Source organism: Shinella sp. 20P9.1.1 (genome assembly GCF_057798995.1).
The window spans coordinates 43,925-60,945 of record NZ_JBYOLC010000020.1 but is presented as its reverse complement, the minus strand read 5'-3'; the positions used below and the strand labels follow the sequence as shown (position 1 = coordinate 60,945).

12 protein-coding genes are annotated in these 17,021 nt (G+C 62.8%); 1 reads left to right on the top strand and 11 read right to left on the bottom strand.

What is annotated here, in order from left to right; all coding sequences use genetic code 11:
- The first annotated feature begins 243 nt into the window (after positions 1-243).
- A complete protein-coding gene (locus AC27VQ_RS24225; protein ID WP_488718335.1) occupies positions 244-2,199 on the top strand; it encodes a M23 family metallopeptidase in 1,956 nt (651 codons plus the stop codon).
- Between the two features lie 51 nt (positions 2,200-2,250).
- On the opposite strand, the gene clpB is transcribed toward AC27VQ_RS24225, so the two are convergent.
- The 11 genes from clpB to AC27VQ_RS24170 form a co-directional block, all read right to left on the bottom strand.
- Positions 2,251-4,857, bottom strand: a complete 2,607-nt coding sequence (gene clpB / locus AC27VQ_RS24220; RefSeq protein ID WP_488718334.1) for an ATP-dependent chaperone ClpB — start codon at positions 4,855-4,857, stop codon at positions 2,251-2,253.
- Positions 4,858-5,111: 254 nt separating this feature from the next.
- Positions 5,112-5,804 carry a DUF4167 domain-containing protein gene (locus AC27VQ_RS24215; protein ID WP_488718333.1) on the bottom strand — a complete coding sequence of 231 codons (693 nt, stop codon included), beginning with the start codon at positions 5,802-5,804 and terminating at the stop codon, positions 5,112-5,114.
- 330 nt (positions 5,805-6,134) lie between these two features.
- Entirely contained in the window at positions 6,135-7,007 is an 873-nt protein-coding gene (prmC, locus tag AC27VQ_RS24210; RefSeq protein WP_488718332.1) for a peptide chain release factor N(5)-glutamine methyltransferase, read from the bottom strand.
- Entirely contained in the window at positions 7,004-8,086 is a 1,083-nt protein-coding gene (gene prfA, locus AC27VQ_RS24205; RefSeq protein ID WP_488718331.1) for a peptide chain release factor 1, read from the bottom strand. Before prfA ends, prmC begins: the two co-directional genes overlap by 4 nt.
- Before the next feature lie 21 nt (positions 8,087-8,107).
- A complete protein-coding gene (gene ptsP, locus AC27VQ_RS24200; protein WP_313522333.1) occupies positions 8,108-10,375 on the bottom strand; it encodes a phosphoenolpyruvate--protein phosphotransferase in 2,268 nt (755 codons plus the stop codon).
- Between the two features lie 87 nt (positions 10,376-10,462).
- Positions 10,463-11,737 carry an aspartate kinase gene (locus tag AC27VQ_RS24195; RefSeq protein ID WP_488718330.1) on the bottom strand — a complete coding sequence of 425 codons (1,275 nt, stop codon included), beginning with the start codon at positions 11,735-11,737 and terminating at the stop codon, positions 10,463-10,465.
- A 247-nt stretch (positions 11,738-11,984) separates the two neighbouring features.
- The gene (locus AC27VQ_RS24190; RefSeq protein ID WP_313522329.1) at positions 11,985-13,706 is read right to left on the bottom strand and encodes an ABC transporter substrate-binding protein; all 1,722 of its coding nucleotides are present in this window, start codon (positions 13,704-13,706) and stop codon (positions 11,985-11,987) included.
- Between the two features lie 83 nt (positions 13,707-13,789).
- The gene (locus AC27VQ_RS24185) at positions 13,790-14,206 is read right to left on the bottom strand and encodes a DUF2160 domain-containing protein (RefSeq protein ID WP_488718329.1); all 417 of its coding nucleotides are present in this window, start codon (positions 14,204-14,206) and stop codon (positions 13,790-13,792) included.
- A 12-nt stretch (positions 14,207-14,218) separates the two neighbouring features.
- Positions 14,219-15,061, bottom strand: coding sequence for a carbohydrate ABC transporter permease (locus AC27VQ_RS24180; RefSeq protein ID WP_488718328.1), 843 nt, complete (start codon positions 15,059-15,061; stop codon positions 14,219-14,221).
- 11 nt (positions 15,062-15,072) lie between these two features.
- Positions 15,073-15,939, bottom strand: a complete 867-nt coding sequence (locus AC27VQ_RS24175; protein WP_313522323.1) for a carbohydrate ABC transporter permease — start codon at positions 15,937-15,939, stop codon at positions 15,073-15,075.
- 2 nt (positions 15,940-15,941) lie between these two features.
- On the bottom strand, positions 15,942-17,012 hold the full coding sequence (locus AC27VQ_RS24170; protein ID WP_488718327.1) for an ABC transporter ATP-binding protein: 1,071 nt from the start codon (positions 17,010-17,012) through the stop codon (positions 15,942-15,944).
- Positions 17,013-17,021 lie beyond the last annotated feature (9 nt).

Sequence of the window (17,021 nt, the reverse complement as noted above, 5' to 3'; positions counted from 1 at the left end):
GCGATGTGACACTTTTTTGAAAAAATCTTCGAAAAAATGCGTTTGCCTTTCATTTACCGCAGCGAAAAGCCGGTTTTCCGGGTGGTTCGCTGCGCAAACGGTGTGAAAGCGGCCGATTGCCCTCAGATTATCACAATCCGCGCTCCTATAGAGATGCATAAGAAGCAGCGTGATTTGACTCGCGGCCCCACCTGCGTGCATCTTCCCGCGCTGAAACGATAAGACAGGGCGAATGCAATCGGCATGACCACCGACCGGAACATGATCCGATCCCTCGGCAATGAACCGCCGATCCTCGCCGACGGGCGCAAGGCGCCCGACCGCCGCGAGATTTCGCTGCGCTGGCTGTCCGGCACCTTCCTGACCGGCATTACCTCATCCATCCTTATGGGCGTCGCGCTCTTTGCCGCCCTCGACGGCCGCCAGCAGCTTGCCATTCCGGCAGAAGCCTATGCGGCGCTCGGAACGCCGAACCAGACGAACAAGACCGGCGAGACGGCCAAGCGCGGCGAACGCGTGCTGGAACCGGCCATCGTCGCCAAGCCCGCCGACAAGAAGATCATGGAAATCTCCACCATGATCCATGACGGCCAGAAGGAAGTGGTGCGGCGCCAGCCCTTCGCCCATGTGAAGATGGCGCTTGCTGCCAACCATGCGACGACCGAGGACTATCCGCGCTTCGATCCGCTGGCGATCTTCTCCACCAATGGCAAGGATGCGGCGTCAGCCCCGCGCATGGGCACGATCTATGGTTCGGATGTCGAATCCGAAGTGGCCTTGCAGACCGATGCCTTCCCGACCGGCGGCTCGGCACTCGATTATGCCGACCAGATGTCGATCGAAGAGGTCGAGGAGAATGTGCGCACCAACGGCTCCGTCCTGACGGATGGCGATACGCAGGTCGCTTCCCTCTACTATGTCGACCCGCAGCGCTTCGCCTCCGAGGGATCGGACCTCGACCTTTTGCAGGGACTGACGGCGCGCGTGGTCGAAGAGAACATGAGCGTTTCGAATTTCGATACGGCGACCCCCGACGATACCGAATATGCCGACGACGTCATTCCGGTGCGCAGTGCCGCCGATATTACCGAGATCATGACGGCGGCGGGCTATACCAAAGCCCAGGCCGAGGACCTCTCGGCCTATCTGGAGGGGCAGCTCGGCAGCAAGCAGCTGGCCGAGGGCGATGTCCTGCGCATCTGCATTTCGCAGCAGGGCAAGGAAGCGAGCATCGTGCGCGCCAGCGTCTATTCGCGCGGCCGCCATGTCGTAACGGCGGCGCTGGACGATTCCGGCCGCTTCGTCAGCGGCGCCGAACCGCCAGTGCTCGATGCCGTGGCAACCGCCTTCGATGCCGACGACCGGCCGACCATCATCGCCGGTCGCGACCTGCCGCGCGTCTATGACGGCATCTATCGTGCCGCGCTGTCCTATGGCATGGGCCAGGACATGACGGCGGAAATCATTCGCGTTCTCGCCAGCAATGTCGATTTCCAGGCACAGCTTCGCCCGACGGATTCGCTCGAAGCCTTCTTCTCGGTGACCGATGAAAAGGGTTTGGCGACGGAGGATTCGGAAATCCTCTTCCTCGACGCCAAGTTCGGCGATACGGAAACCCGCGTCTACCGCTTTCAGAGCCCGGAAGACGACAGCGTTGATTATTACGACGAGGACGGCAAGAGCATCCGCCAGTTCCTGCTGCGCAATCCCGTTCCGAACGGCACGTTCCGCTCCGGCTTCGGCATGCGCCGTCACCCGATCCTCGGCTTCTCGCGTATGCATACCGGCGTCGATTGGGCGGCCCCTCGCGGCACGCCGATTATCGCGGCCGGCAACGGCGTGGTCGAAAAGGCCGGCTGGGATTCCGGCGGCTATGGCAACCAGACGCTGATCCGCCATGCCAACGGCTATGTCTCGTCCTACAACCACCAGAGCGCCATCGCCAAGGGCGTCAAGGTCGGCGCGAAGGTGCGGCAGGGTCAGGTCATCGGCTTTGTCGGCACGACCGGTCTCTCGACAGGCCCGCACTTGCACTACGAGCTGATCGTCAATGGCAACAAGGTGGATGCGCTTAAAATCCGCCTGCCCGGTGGGAAATCGCTGGAAGGCAAGTCGCTCGCCCAGTTCGAGACCGAGCGCAAGCGCATCGACGACCTGCTCGGCCGCGGCGACCCGACACAAGTCGCCGAAACCCACTAAACAAAAAGCGCGGGCCGAGACCCGCGCTTCGTTTTTTCAGACAGGGCCGATTTAGGCGGCCTTGTTCACCGCCGCATTGCGCGGCGAGAAGAGCAACCGGTCGGAACCGGCAGTCACCTTGACGGTCGAACCATCCGGGATATCGCCGGAAAGAATCTTCTCCGCCAGCGGATCCTGCAGGTGCTTCTGGATCGCCCGCTTCAACGGACGGGCCCCATAGACCGGATCGTAGCCCTTCTCGGCCAGCCAGTGCACGGCCTCCTCGTCGAGCTCGAGGACGATCTTGCGATCGGTGAGCAGCTTGCGCAGGCGCGCCAGCTGGATATCGACGATCGCGCCCATTTCCGACCGCTTGAGGCGATGGAACAGGATGATCTCGTCGACGCGGTTCAGGAACTCCGGGCGGAACGCCGTCTTCACGACATCCATCACCTGGTCGCGAACCGTATCGCTGTCCTCGTTTTCACCGAGTGCCGTCAGGTATTCCGCACCGAGATTCGACGTCATGATGATCATCGTGTTGCGAAAATCGACGGTGCGGCCCTGGCCATCGGTCAGGCGGCCGTCGTCGAGAACCTGCAGGAGCACGTTGAAGACATCCGGATGCGCCTTCTCGATTTCGTCGAACAGCACGACCTGGTAAGGCCGGCGGCGGACGGATTCGGTGAGCGCACCGCCTTCCTCATAGCCGACATAGCCGGGAGGCGCGCCGATCAGTCGGGCCACGGAATGCTTCTCCATGTATTCCGACATGTCCATGCGCTGGATCGCCGTCTCGTCGTCGAACAGGAAGCGGGCGAGCGCCTTGGTCAGCTCCGTCTTGCCGACGCCGGTCGGACCGAGGAAGATGAACGAGCCGATCGGCCGGTTCGGATCCTGCAGGCCGGCGCGGGCGCGACGAACGGCACGGGACACCGCCTGGACGGCATCGCCTTGGCCGACGACCCACTTGGCAAGCTCGTCTTCCATTCTGAGCAGCTTGTCGCGCTCGCCTTCCAGCATCTTGTCCACGGGAATGCCCGTCCAGCGGGAGACCACATGGGCGATGTTGTCGGGGGTCACGACCTCCTGCACCATCGGATCGACATCACCGGCATCATGGCCTTCTGCATCTTCCAGCTCCTTTTCGAGCTTGGGAATGATGCCATAGGCAAGCTCGCCGGCGCGCTGGAATTCACCCTTGCGCTGGGCAATGGCAAGTTCGTTGCGCAGCTCGTCGAGCTGGCGCTTGAGATCGGCGGCGCGGCCGAGCTTCGACTTTTCAGCCTGCCAGCGGGCGGTCAGCGCCGAGGCTTCCTCCTCGATCGCGGCAAGATCGACTTCGAGCTTTTCGAGCCGGTCCTGCGACGAGCGGTCGGTTTCCTTCTTCAGGGCCTCGCGCTCGATCTTCAGCTGGATGATGCGGCGATCGAGTTCGTCAAGTTCTTCCGGCTTGGAATCGACCTGCATGCGCAGCCGCGAGGCGGCTTCGTCCATGAGGTCGATCGCCTTGTCCGGCAGGAAGCGATCCGTGATATAGCGGTTGGAAAGCGTCGCAGCGGCAACCAGGGCCGAGTCGGAGATCCGGACCTTGTGGTGTTGCTCGTACTTCTCCTTCAGGCCGCGCAGGATCGAGATCGTGTCCTCGACGGTCGGCTCTTCCACCATGACGGGCTGGAACCGGCGGGCAAGGGCTGCGTCTTTCTCGACATGCTTGCGGTATTCATCGAGCGTGGTCGCGCCGACGCAGTGAAGCTCGCCGCGGGCAAGCGCGGGCTTCAGCAGGTTGGAGGCATCCATCGCCCCCTCCGCCTTGCCGGCGCCGACCAGCGTGTGCATCTCGTCGATGAACAGGATGATCTCGCCGTCTTCCGCCTGCACTTCGGCAAGAACGGCCTTCAGGCGCTCCTCGAATTCACCACGATATTTCGCACCGGCGATCAGCGCGCCCATGTCGAGCGCCATCAGCTTCTTGTCCTTCAGGCTTTCCGGCACGTCGCCATCGACGATGCGCAGCGCAAGGCCTTCGGCAATCGCCGTCTTGCCGACGCCGGGTTCGCCGATGAGAACCGGGTTGTTCTTGGTGCGGCGCGACAGGACCTGGATCGTGCGGCGGATTTCGTCGTCGCGGCCGATGACGGGGTCGAGGCGGCCTTCGCGCGCATCGGCGGTCAGGTCACGGGCGAATTTCTTCAGCGAATCGAACCCCTGCTCGGCGCTCGCCGTATCGGCGGTGCGGCCCTTGCGGATGTCGTTGATGACCTGGTTGAGCTTGACGGCGGTCACACCGGCTTTCGCCAGAATATCGGACGTCGCAGCGGATTTTTCGATGGCGAGCGCCAGAAGCAGGCGTTCGACCGTGACGAAACTGTCGCCGGCCTTCTTGGCGGCATCTTCGGCAGTCGAGAAAACCTTGGCGAGCGGCTGCGAGAGATAGACCTGCCCATTGCCGCCGGAGACTTTCGGCAGTTTGGCAAGGGCGGCGTCGTTGGCCATCCGCGCATCACGCGCATTGCCGCCGGCCCGCTCGATGAGCGATGCGGCCATGCCCTGCTCGTCGTCGAGCAGCACTTTCAGGACGTGTTCGGGCGTGAATTGCGGGTGGCCGTCGGCCAGCGCCTTGGTCTGGGCGGATTGCAGGAATCCACGCACGCGTTCGGAGTATTTTTCAATGTTCATATAGGCCTCCAGGACTCGGCCGGCCCTTCAGGCACCGGTCGACGATTTGAAGATAGGCTCCCATCAAGGCGAACCTTTCATGCTTGCGGCGCACCAGCCTTGCGACCGGTCAACCGCCTGAAGCGAATATGGTGGAGAGGATTTCGGAATTAAAGGATCGTCGCAAGCCGCACGAGATATTTTTCCAAACGACCTGCGCAAACGCAAGAACCCGGCGCAAGGCCGGGTTCCTGATCGGTCTGAAACACGCTTCGTTATTCCGAAGCAGGCTCGAGTGCCGGGGAATCGTCACCCGACGATGCACCGTCTTCACCGGCGGCCTGGCCTTCGCCGCGACGCGGGCGGCGCGGACGCGGCGTATTGCTGCGGCGGCGCGGTGCGCGACCGGCGGGTGCTGCGGCTTCTTCTTCGAGCGCCACTTCGGCCGGCGTGCCGTCGATGACCGGCTGCGGGCCGGAGCCATCGATGACAGGCTGTTCGACAACAGGCTTGGGCGCCGGCTTTTGGGCAGGCTTGGCGACGGGGGCCGCGGCAATGGGTGCCGGCTCGTCTGCGGGCATGGAATCGCCATCGTCCTGATCGCGATCGTAACCGTCGTTGTCGTCGCCGCGGTCGGCATTGTCGGCGCGCTCGTCACGCGGGTAGCGCTCCTGCATCTGCGCCTGAGCAGCCGCGATGATGCGGTTGTAGTGCTCGGCGTGCTGCAGATAGTTTTCCGCGATGACACGGTCGCCAGCACTCTGGGCGTCGCGCGCAAGCGTCGTGTATTTTTCGGCGATGTGCTGGGCCGTGCCCCTGATCTTCACGTCCGGACCCGAGCTGTCGTAGGTCCGCGTCAGGGGATTGCCGCCTTTGCGGTGGTTGTTGTGGTTATTGCTGTTATTGTTGTTGTTATTATTGTTGTTGTTACGCCCGCGGCCGCGCTTGTTTTGCTGTCCTGGCCTCATATTTCACTCACCTAACGTATCGTGTCTGGATGATCATGTGTCTGCACGCTTGATCCGGCCATGCCAAATCAAGCATCCTTACCCGCGGGCAAACCACGCCGGTGGGTGGTCCTGTCGCCGTAAGACGTCAAATTAACAGGTACCCGCACAGGGCAGTCTTCAACCCTATCAACTCTTCGAGAGAGTAATCCTCGATCGGGGTCACGCAGGAGCGAATCTCTGTGTCATGACCGCTTGCCTAGTGCGTGGCCGCAACCTAGCCCGCTTCCTTCCCAATTCCAAGCCTTTTCTTCACGCCCGCTGAATTTGCTGCGCAGGTGCAGCAAAACCTTAAAAAGCCGGCGATTTTGCAAAGACGAGCGCACGGTCGTTGCCGCCGAGATCCGTCACCGCTTCGATCCGCGCAAAACCCTTTTCGCGCATGATAGCGGTGACCGCATCCTTCTGGTCGTAACCGATTTCGTAAGCCACCAAGCCGTTTTCCCTGAGATGATCGCCTGCACCGGCAGCAATGGCGCGGTAGGCATCAAGCCCGTCTTCGCCGCCATCCAGTGCCAGGATCGGATCAAAGAGCCGGACCTCGTCGTCCAGCATTGCGACCACCGAACGCACGATATAGGGCGGATTTGACACGATGATGTCGAAGGCCCCGGTCACGCCGGCAAACCAGTCGCTCTCAACCGCTTCGAAGCGATCGGCGACACCATTGAGATCGGCATTGCGGCAGGCCGTTTCAAGGGCTCCAGCAGACAGGTCCGCGCCGACACCGGTCGCACCGGGCACGAGATCGAGCAGCGCAAGGCAGATCGCGCCGGTGCCCGTACCGAGATCGAGGATGCGGCAGCCCCCCGTCTCGGCAACGATTTTTTGCGCATAGGGTACGAGCGTATCGACAAGCACCTCCGTGTCCGGACGCGGCTCCAGCGTTTCGGGCGAAAGCGCTAGGTCGAGCCGGGAAAACGCGCGATGGCCGAGAATGCGATGGACAGGTTCACGTGCCACACGGCGTGTAATGGCCGAGACGACGACAGATAGTTCGGCATCACCGAGAACACGCGCACCGTCGGTGAACATCGCCGTCGAGGAAAGCTTGAGGACGCCGGAAACCAGTGCGCGAGCATCCTGCGCCGCATCCTCAATCCCGGCATCCGCCAGCTGACGCCGCGCCGCGGCCAGAACCTCGGCGAGCGTGGCGCCGCTCATCGGCCCTGTTCGCCGAGCTGTGCGAGCTGGCCGGCCTGATAGTCAGCCATCAGCGCATCGACGATCTCGTCGATCTCGCCGACCATCATGCGGTCGAGCTTGTAGAGCGTCAGGTTGATGCGGTGGTCCGTCACGCGGCCCTGCGGAAAATTGTAGGTCCGGATGCGCTCGGAGCGATCACCCGAGCCGACCTGGCTCTTGCGGTCGGCGGAGCGCTCGCTTTCGGCGCGCTGGCGCTCGATATCGTAGAGCCGCGAGCGCAGGACCTGCATGGCCTTGGCCCGGTTCTGGTGCTGCGACTTTTCAGAACTGGTGACGACAAGGCCCGTCGGCAGATGGGTGATACGCACGGCCGAATCGGTCGTATTGACGTGCTGGCCGCCGGCGCCGGAAGAGCGCATCGTATCGATGCGGATGTCTTCCGGGCGGATCTCGATATCGATTTCCTCGGCCTCGGGCAGCACGGCAACCGTCGCCGCCGAGGTATGGATGCGCCCGCTCGCTTCCGTCTCCGGCACACGCTGCACGCGGTGCACGCCGGATTCGAATTTCAGCTTGGCGAAGACGCCGCGCCCCGTGATGGTCGCGATGATTTCCTTGAAGCCACCCGCCTCCCCCTCGCTGGAGGAGAGAACCTCGACCTTCCAGTTGTGCGCGGCAGCGTAGCGCTCATACATGCGGAAAAGATCGCCGGCAAACAGCGCCGCCTCGGAACCACCCGTACCGGCACGGATTTCGAGGATGGCGCTCTTCTCGTCGGCGGCATCCTTCGGGAGAAGCAGGATTTGCATCTCCTTTTCGAGACCTTCGAGGCGCTCCTTCAGCTCCGGCAGTTCCATTTCGGCGAGATCGCGCATCTCGCGATCGGTCGTCTTGTCGTTCATCAGCGCGTCGAGGTCGGCGATCTCGCCGCTGACCTTCTGGTATTCGCGGATTTTCGTGACGACCGGCTGGAGCTCGGAATATTCCGAGGCGAGCCGCACATAGGTCTCCGAATCCGGACCCGCCGACATGCGTGCCTCGATCTCGCCGAAACGGCGTTCGAGTTCGCGCATCTTTTCAACGGGAAGCTTCGCCACCGTTCAAACTCCAATCGTCATTTAAAGCGGAATGCCGTTTTCGGCCGCAAAGTCGGTAAGGATCTGCCGGATCGAGGCCGTCGGCTTCGTATCGTCGAGTGCCGGCGCCAGCAACGCCTCGAGCTTGCCGGCATCGAGCGCCAGCAGCATCGACTTGACCGGGCCGATGGCGGCCGGCGACATCGAAACGGAGCGGAAGCCGATCCCCATCAGCGCCATGGCGGAAATCGGCTTGCTCGCCATCTCGCCGCACAGCGTCACCGAGGTGTCATTGCGTTCGCCTGCGCGCACGATATCGCGCAGGATGCGCAGGAACGGGCGGCCGAGCGTATCGAAACGGTCCGACACACGGGCATTGCCGCGGTCGACGGCCATCGCGAACTGGAAGAGATCGTTCGAGCCGACCGAGACGAAATCCACCTCGGCCATCAGCTCGTCCATCTGCCAGAGCAGCGCCGGCACTTCGAGCATCGCGCCGAACTGCAATTTCTTCGGCAGCTGTTCGCCGATCTTCGACTGGCGCTGGATTTCCTTCTGGAGGAGATCGCGGACCTCCTTCAGTTCGGAAACCTCGGTCACCATCGGCAGCATGAGCCGGAGATCGGCGCCTGCGGCCGCGCGCAGCATGGCGCGCAGCTGGGTTCGCAGGAGGCCCGGCCGGTCGAGCGACAGGCGAATGGCCCGCCAGCCGAGCGCCGGGTTTTCCTCTTCCGCCGCGCGGAAATACGGCACGACCTTGTCGCCGCCGATATCCAGCGTGCGGAAGGTCACCGGACGCCCGCCCGCCTGCTTCAGCACGTTGCGGTAAAACGCTTCCTGCTCCTCCGCCTTCGGCATGGTTGAGGCTATCATGAACTGGAGCTCGGTGCGGAAAAGGCCGATGCCCGACGCGCCGGATTCGTTGAGATGCGGGAGATCGACAAGAAGACCCGCATTCATCTGCAGATTGATATGGCGGCCATCCTTCGTGACAGGCTCGACGGCGCGCAACGCGCGATATTGTTCCTGCCGGCGCGCGCGGAAGCGCACCTTTTCCTCATAGGAGCGCTGGAGGTCCGAAAGCGGGCGCAGATGCACCCGCGCGTCGTCACCATCGACGATGATCGCGTCGCCGTTTTCGGCCAGCGCCACGGCACCGGCCGCCTGGCCGACGACCGGAATGCCCATGGCGCGGGCGACGATGACCACATGGCTGGTGACCGCACCTTCTTCCAGCACGAGGCCGCGCACGTTCTGGCGCGGATAATCGAGCAGTTCGGCCGCACCCATGGCGCGCGCAACGACGATCGCATCGTTCGGGAAGCTGCTGGCCGAAAGCTTCGCGCCATAGCCGGTCAGCTGCCGCAACAGGCGGTTGGCCAGATCGTCGAAATCGTGCATGCGCTCGCGCAGATAGGGATCCGTCAGGCGGATCATGCGCGCCTTGGTCTCGCTCTGCACACGCTCGACCGCCGCTTCCGCCGTCAAGCCGTTGCGGATCGCCTCTTCGAGCTTTCTGACCCAGCCGCGGTCATGCGCGAACATGCGGTAGGTCTCCAGGACCTCGCGGTGTTCGCCTTCCATGGAGATTTCGCGGCGCGACAGCATGTCGTCGATGGAGATGCGCAGCGAGCCGAGCGCTTCGGCGAGACGGCCGAGCTCGTGTTCGGAATCCTCGTTGAGTAGGTTGGTGACGACGATGCGCGGCTCGTGCAGCACGACATAGCCGAGGCCGATGCCCTCGCCGAAACTCGACCCTTCGATGGCGACGGGGCGCGACAGGTCGAGTTCCAGGCCTGGCTTGGTGAGCTTCTTCAGCTCGCCGGTCGCCACCATTTCCGCAATCACCATCGCCGTCGTTTCGAGCGCCTCGACCTCGTCCTCGCGGTAGGTGCGGCTCGCCCTGTTCTGCACGACAAGCACGCCGAGCGCCCTGCCGGTGCGCAAGATAGGAACGCCGAGGAAGGAGTGGTAGATCTCCTCACCCGTTTCCGGCAGATAGGTGAAGGCGGGATGCGACTGGGCGTCGGAGAGGTTCAGCGGCCGGGCGGAGGCCGCGATTGTGCCGACGAGACCCTGACCCATCTTGAGCTGGGCAAGGTGAACGGCACCGGGATTGAGACCTTCGGTCGCGTAGAGTTCGAGCACGCCGTCGGAGCGCAGCACATAAACGGAACACACTTCCGCGACCATGTTCTGCGCGATCTGGCGCACGATCTGGTCTAGGCGCTCCTGCGGCTCGAGCGGCTCCGCCATCAATTCGCGCAGCCGCTTGAGAAGAACGCGCGGACCCGCGGAGAGATCTCTCATCGCGTGGCGTCTCCCGAAAATGACATTACTCCACCGGCGCTTGGCCCGCGCCGGCGATCATAAGATCGACGCCGAGTCGGCCGGTTCTTACTTCTTATCGAGACCGTACACGGAATGCAAAGTCCGAACGGCGAGTTCCGCATAGGGACCGTCGATCAGGATGGAAATCTTGATTTCCGAGGTCGTGATCGCCTTGATGTTGATGCCCTTGTCGGCCAGCGCCCGGAAGGCCGAGGCGGCAACGCCGGCGTGGCTGCGCATGCCGATGCCGATGACCGACACCTTGACCAGGCCCGTCTCGTGCTGGATCACGTCGAAACCGACCTGTTCCTTGGCGCTGTCCAGAACCTTGAGCGCCTTTTCCACGTCGCCGAAGGGAACCGTGAAGGTCATGTCGGTCTTGGAACCGTCCTCGGAAATGTTCTGGACGATCATATCGACATTGATATGGGCCTCGGCCAGCGGGCCGAAGATCGCGGCCGAAACGCCCGGCCGGTCGGCGACGCGGCGGAGCGAGATCTGCGCTTCATCCTTGGCATAGGCGATGCCGGTTACGACTTCCTGTTCCACGATCTCATCCTCATCACAAATCAGCGTACCGGGCGGGTTCAGAAGATCGCCCATGCCCGGCGCATCGGGATCCTCGAAAGACGAGCGCACGAAGGTGCGCACCTTGTGCACCATGGCGAGTTCCACCGAGCGGACCTGCAGAACCTTGGCGCCGAGCGACGCCATTTCGAGCATTTCCTCGAAGGCGATCTTCTTCAGGCGGCGCGCCTTGGGCTCGATGCGCGGGTCGGTCGTGTAAACGCCGTCGACGTCGGTATAGATGTCGCAACGGTCGGCCTTCACGGCCGCAGCGATGGCGACGGCCGAGGTATCGGAACCGCCGCGGCCGAGGGTCGCGACACGGTTATCCGGGCCCAGGCCCTGGAAGCCGGCAACGACGGCCACCTGGCCTTCGCCCATGCGGCGGACCATTTCCGAGCCTTCGATGTCGAGGATGCGGGCAGCGCCATGCGCGTTGTCGGTCTTGATCGGAATCTGCCAGCCCTGCCAGGAGCGGGCATTGATATCCATGGACTGGAGCGCGATGGCGAGAAGGCCGGCGGTGACGAGCTCGCCCGAGGCGACGATGGCGTCATATTCGCGCGCATCGTAGAAGGGCGAGTTGGCGCCCGTCACCTTCGGCATGTTCTGCACCCAGGCGACGAGTTCGTTCGTCTTGCCGGACATGGCCGAAACGACGACGGCGACCTCGTGGCCGGCATCGACCTCGCGTTTCACATGGCGGGCCACATTGTGGATACGGTCGAGGTCAGCGACGGACGTTCCGCCGAATTTCATCACGATGCGTGCCATGTGTGTTTACCGCTATTTTCGATGTCGCGCGAGCGCGCGGGAGAAACCGCGGGGTTCTTAGCGGAAGACCCCGCGCTGTGCAATGCGCAAACTGTACCAATCGGTACGGTTCGGGCAAAAGGACGGGAAACCGGCCGCTCCCGGCTCCGGGCCAGAAACGAAAAGGCCCGCGCACCTTGTCGGGCACGCGGGCAAAAGGGATCGGATGATAAAAAGGACGGGCGGCGAACCGCCCGTCCCAGCCTTGTTATTTCTGCCAGCTCTTGACGAGTTCGTCGTAGTTGACGGTGAGCGGCTTTTCCTTCTCGTTCTCGATCTTCAGCTGCGGAGCGAGGTTGCCCTTTTCGACGGCATCCTTGTTCCAGTAGGCAAGATCATGCTCTTCGGCGAGCTTCGGCCCCATGTCGCCCTGAACGCCGGCGCGCTCGAGGCGTTCCAGCACCTTTTCCTGCTCGGCGCAGAGCGAGTCCATGGCTTCCTGCGCGGTCTTGGCGCCCGAGGACGCGTCGCCGATCGCCTGCCACCACAGCTGGGCCAGCTTCGGATAGTCCGGAATGTTCGTGCCGGTCGGCGACCATTGAACGCGGGCCGGCGAACGGTAGAACTCGACCAGACCGCCGAGCTTCGGCGCGCGGTCCGTGAAGGACTTGTGATCGAGCGTGGACTGGCGGATGAAGGTCAAGCCGACATGGCTCTTCTTCACGTCGACGGTCTTGGACGTCACGAACTGCGCATAGAGCCAGGCGGCCTTGGCGCGATCGTCAGGAGTGGACTTCATCAGCGTCCAGGAACCCACGTCCTGATAGCCGAGCTTCATGCCGTCCTTCCAGTAAACGCCGTGCGGCGACGGAGCGAAGCGCCACTTCGGCGTGCCGTCCGCGTTCACGACCGGCAGGCCTTCCTTGACGAAGCTCGCCGTGAAGGCCGTGTAGGTGAACATCTGCTGGGCGACTTCGCCCTGCGACGGAACCGGACCGGATTCGGAGAAGGTCATGCCGCCGGCGGATGCCGGTGCGTAGGCCTTCAGCCACTGCAGGTACTTCTCGATCGAGTAGACGGCTGCCGGGCCGTTGGTGTCGCCGCCGCGGGCAACGCACGAACCGACCGGCTGCGACTTTTCGTTGACCTTGATGCCCCACTCGTCGACCGGCAGGCCGTTCGGAATGCCCTTGTCGCCGTTGCCGGCCATTGAGAGCCAGGCGTCGGTGAAGCGCCAGCCGAGCGACGGGTCCTTCTTGCCGTAGTCCATGTGGCCATAGACCTTCTTGCCGTCGATCTCGCGGCCGGTGAAGAACTCGGCGATGTCCTCGTAAGCCGACCAGTTGACGGGAACGCCAAGGTCGTAGCCGTACTTCGCCTTGAAGTCGGCCTTGTTCTTCTCGTCGTTGAACCAGTCATAGCGGAACCAGTAGAGGTTCGCGAACTGCTGGTCGGGCAGCTGGTAGAGCTTGCCGTCCGGCGCTGTCGTGAAGGACGTGCCGATGAAGTCCTTGAGATCGAGGTTCGGGTTGGTGACGTCCTTGCCTTCATTGGCCATGAAGTCGGTCAGCGCGCGGGCCTGCTGGTAGCGCCAATGCGTACCGATGAGGTCGGAGTCGTTGACATAGGCGTCATAGATGTTTTCGCCCGACTGCATCTGCGTCTGCAGCTTTTCGATGACGTCGCCTTCGCCGATCAGATCGTGCGTGATCTTGATGCCGGTGATGGCGGTGAAGGCCGGTGCGAGAACCTTCGATTCGTATTCATGCGTGGCGATCGTTTCGGAGACGACCTTGATGTCCATGCCGGCAAACGGCTTGGCGGCATCGACGAACCACTGCATTTCGGCTTCCTGGCCGGCACGGTCGAGCGAGGACAAGTCGCCGACTTCCGAATCCAGGAACTTCTTGGCGGCATCCATATCCGCGAATGCGGAGCCGGTAAACGCCAGCAGCAGGACTGCCGTCGTCGTCAGAAGTTGCTTTCGCATTTTGATCCTCCCTTAGGGTTTTGCGATTGCGACTGCACGTGCGGAGGCCCCATTTCTCCCCGAGGCCTCCATTTTCTTTTGCCTTAGACGAAGCGGAACACGCCGACGGCGTAGGCCACGGACAAGGCAAGAGCCCACCACAGGTTGGGACCGACAAGGCCCAACCATGCGAGATGAATGAACGCCGAGCCGAGCAGCGACACGAAGAGCCGGTCGCCGCGGGTCGTCTCGAAACGCAGGATGCCGACGCGCGGGTTGCCGCCCGGACGGGCATATTCCCAGACCGCCATCAGGGCGATCAGCAGAAAAATCGTCAGGAAGAACATGGCGGTCGGAAACGACCAGGCCATCCATCCGCCGGGGATCAGCGAGGCGAACCAGTCGCGCGCGCCGTCCTTGACGGGGATCGACATGACGAGAAAGCCGGTGATGAGGGCATAGATGCCGAGCACGGCGGCAAGAGCCACGGGCCAGCGGTTGTTGTTGACGACAGCGGCCATCAGCCCCTCCCCTTAGACCCGGCCAAGGGCAAAGCCCTTGGCGATGTAGTTGCGGACGAAATAGATGACGAGCGCGCCCGGAATGATGGTCAGCACGCCGGCGGCGGCGAGCACGCCCCAATCCATGCCGGAGGCCGAGACCGTGCGCGTCATCGTGGCGGCAATCGGCTTGGCATCCGTCGTCGTCAGTGTGCGGGCGATCAGAAGCTCGACCCAGGAGAACATGAAGCAGAAGAAGGCGGCGACACCGATGCCCGACGCAATCAGCGGCACGAAGATCCGGGCGAAGAATTTCGGGAACGAGTAGCCGTCGATATAGGCGGTCTCGTCGATCTCCTTCGGCACGCCCGACATGAAGCCTTCCAGGATCCAGACGGCGAGCGGCACGTTGAACAGGCAGTGCGCGATGGCGACCGCGATATGCGTGTCGATCATGCCGAAGGCCGAATAGAGCTGGAAGAACGGCAGCACGAAGACGGCGGGCGGCGCCATGCGGTTGGTCAAGAGCCAGAAGAACAGGTGCTTGTCGCCGAGGAACCGGTAGCGCGAGAAGGCATAGGCCGCCGGCAGCGCCACGGAAACGGAGATCAGCGTGTTCAGCGCCACATAGATGATCGAGTTGATATAGCCGGAATACCAGGCCGGATCGGTGAAGATGACGGCATAGTTCTTGAGCGTCGGCGACTGCGGCCACAGCGAAAAGGTGCCGATGATCTCCTCGTTCGTCTTGAAGCTCATGTTGACGAGCCAGTAGATCGGCAGCATCAGGAACACGATGTAGAGCGTCGGCACGAGCCAGGACAGGTCGCGCTTGGAAGCGGCGCGGGCGGGAAGCGTGTTTACCTGTGAGGTCATGGTTTCCTCCCTCACGCCTGTTCGTCGCTGCTGGTCATGACCGTGTAGAAGATCCACGAGAACAGCAGGATGATCAGGAAGTAGATGATGGACATGGCCGCGGCCGGGCCAAGGTCGAACTGGCCGATCGCCATCTTGACGAGGTCGATCGAAAGGAACGTGGTCGAGTTGCCTGGACCGCCGCCGGTGACGACGAAGGGTTCGGTATAGATCATGAAGCTGTCCATGAAGCGCAGCAGGAAGGCGATGAGCAGCACGCGCTTCATCTTCGGCAGCTGGATGTAGCGGAACACGGCCCAGCGCGAGGCGCCGTCGATCTTGGCGGCCTGGTAATAGGCCTCCGGGATCGAGACGAGACCGGCATAGCAGAGCAGCACGACCAGGCTCGTCCAGTGCCAGACGTCCATGACGATGAGCGTCGCCCAGGCGTCGAAGACGTCGTTGACATAGTTGTAGTCGAAGCCGAGCCCATCGAGCACATGGCCGAGCAGGCCGATGTCGACGCGGCCGAAGACCTGCCAGATCGTGCCGACGACGTTCCACGGAATGAGCAGCGGCAGCGCCATCAGGACGAGGCAGACCGGTACGCCCAGGCCCTTCTTGGGCATGTTGAGCGCGATCAGGATGCCGAGCGGAATCTCAAGCGCCAGGATGATGCCGGAGAACAGCAGGTTGCGGCCGAGCGCTTCCCAGAAGCGGTCGGATTCGAGCACGTCCGAGAACCAGCCCACGCCGTTCCAGAAGAATGCGTTGTTGCCGAACGTGTCCTGCACCGAATAGTTCACCACCGTCATCAGCGGGATCACCGCCGAGAAGGCGACGAGCAGCAGGACGGGCAGGACCATGAACCAGGCCTTGTTGTTCCAGGTCTTGTTCATCGTCAGCCCTCCCTGCCGACACGCCAGCTATCGGCGTAGATGTTGATGGCGGCGGGATCGAAGGTGATGCGCGGATCGGCGGGGATCTCGCCGTCCTCGGGCACGACGATGGCGATGGGCTTGCCGGCGAATTCGGCGCGCACGATCTTCTGGCGGCCGATGTCCTCCACCTTGCTGATCGAGACCGGCATGCCCTCGCGCGACAGCGAGATGAACTCCGGGCGGATGCCGAGTTCCATCTTGGCACCGGCGGCAACGGCAGGCTTGTAGTCGAGCGCAATCGTCTGCCCACCGACCGAAACATTGGCGCCGTCGATGGCGGCCGGCAGCACGTTCATGCCCGGCGAGCCGATGAAATAGCCGACGAAAGTATGCTTCGGCTTCTCGAAAAGCTCGGCCGGCGTGCCGATCTGCACGATCTGGCCGTCATACATGACGACGACCTTGTCGGCGAAGGTGAGCGCTTCCGTCTGGTCATGCGTGACATAGACCATGGTGAAGCCGAACTGGCGGTGCAGTTTCTTCAGCTGCGAGCGCAGCACCCATTTCATATGCGGGTCGATGACGGTCAGCGGCTCGTCGAACAGGATGGCGTTGACATCGTTGCGCACGAGGCCGCGACCGAGCGAGATCTTCTGCTTCTGGTCGGCGGTCAGGCCGCGCGCCGTCTTCTTCGCCCAGCCGGCGAGGTCGATCATTTCAAGGATGTCCCGCACGCGGCGGTCGACTTCCGGCTCGGCCACGCCGCGGTTGCGCAGCGGGAAGGCCAGATTGTCGTAAACCGTCATCGTGTCGTAGATGACCGGGAACTGGAAGACCTGCGCGATGTTGCGCTGCTGCGTCGAGAGATAGGTGACATCCTTGCCGTCGAACAGGATGCGCCCTTCGGACGGCTGCAAGAGACCCGAGATGATGTTGAGCAGCGTGGTCTTGCCGCAGCCGGACGGGCCGAGCAGCGCATAGGCGCCGCCGTCGTTCCACTCGTGGTGGACTTCCTTCAGCGAATAGTCCGCTTCCGACTTCGGCTTTGCGCCGTAGGCGTGGCGGATGTGATCGAGATTGATGCGTGCCATGGTCTCCTC

Coding starts and splice junctions, on each gene's coding strand:
- AC27VQ_RS24225 (WP_488718335.1), top strand. CDS start 244: ATGACCACCGACCGGAACATGATCCGATCCCTCGGCAATGAACCGCCG.
- clpB (WP_488718334.1), bottom strand. CDS start 4,857: ATGAACATTGAAAAATACTCCGAACGCGTGCGTGGATTCCTGCAATCC.
- AC27VQ_RS24215 (WP_488718333.1), bottom strand. CDS start 5,804: ATGAGGCCAGGACAGCAAAACAAGCGCGGCCGCGGGCGTAACAACAAC.
- prmC (WP_488718332.1), bottom strand. CDS start 7,007: ATGAGCGGCGCCACGCTCGCCGAGGTTCTGGCCGCGGCGCGGCGTCAG.
- ptsP (WP_313522333.1), bottom strand. CDS start 10,375: ATGAGAGATCTCTCCGCGGGTCCGCGCGTTCTTCTCAAGCGGCTGCGC.
- AC27VQ_RS24195 (WP_488718330.1), bottom strand. CDS start 11,737: ATGGCACGCATCGTGATGAAATTCGGCGGAACGTCCGTCGCTGACCTC.
- AC27VQ_RS24190 (WP_313522329.1), bottom strand. CDS start 13,706: ATGCGAAAGCAACTTCTGACGACGACGGCAGTCCTGCTGCTGGCGTTT.
- AC27VQ_RS24185 (WP_488718329.1), bottom strand. CDS start 14,206: ATGGCCGCTGTCGTCAACAACAACCGCTGGCCCGTGGCTCTTGCCGCC.
- AC27VQ_RS24180 (WP_488718328.1), bottom strand. CDS start 15,061: ATGACCTCACAGGTAAACACGCTTCCCGCCCGCGCCGCTTCCAAGCGC.
- AC27VQ_RS24175 (WP_313522323.1), bottom strand. CDS start 15,939: ATGAACAAGACCTGGAACAACAAGGCCTGGTTCATGGTCCTGCCCGTC.
- AC27VQ_RS24170 (WP_488718327.1), bottom strand. CDS start 17,012: ATGGCACGCATCAATCTCGATCACATCCGCCACGCCTACGGCGCAAAG.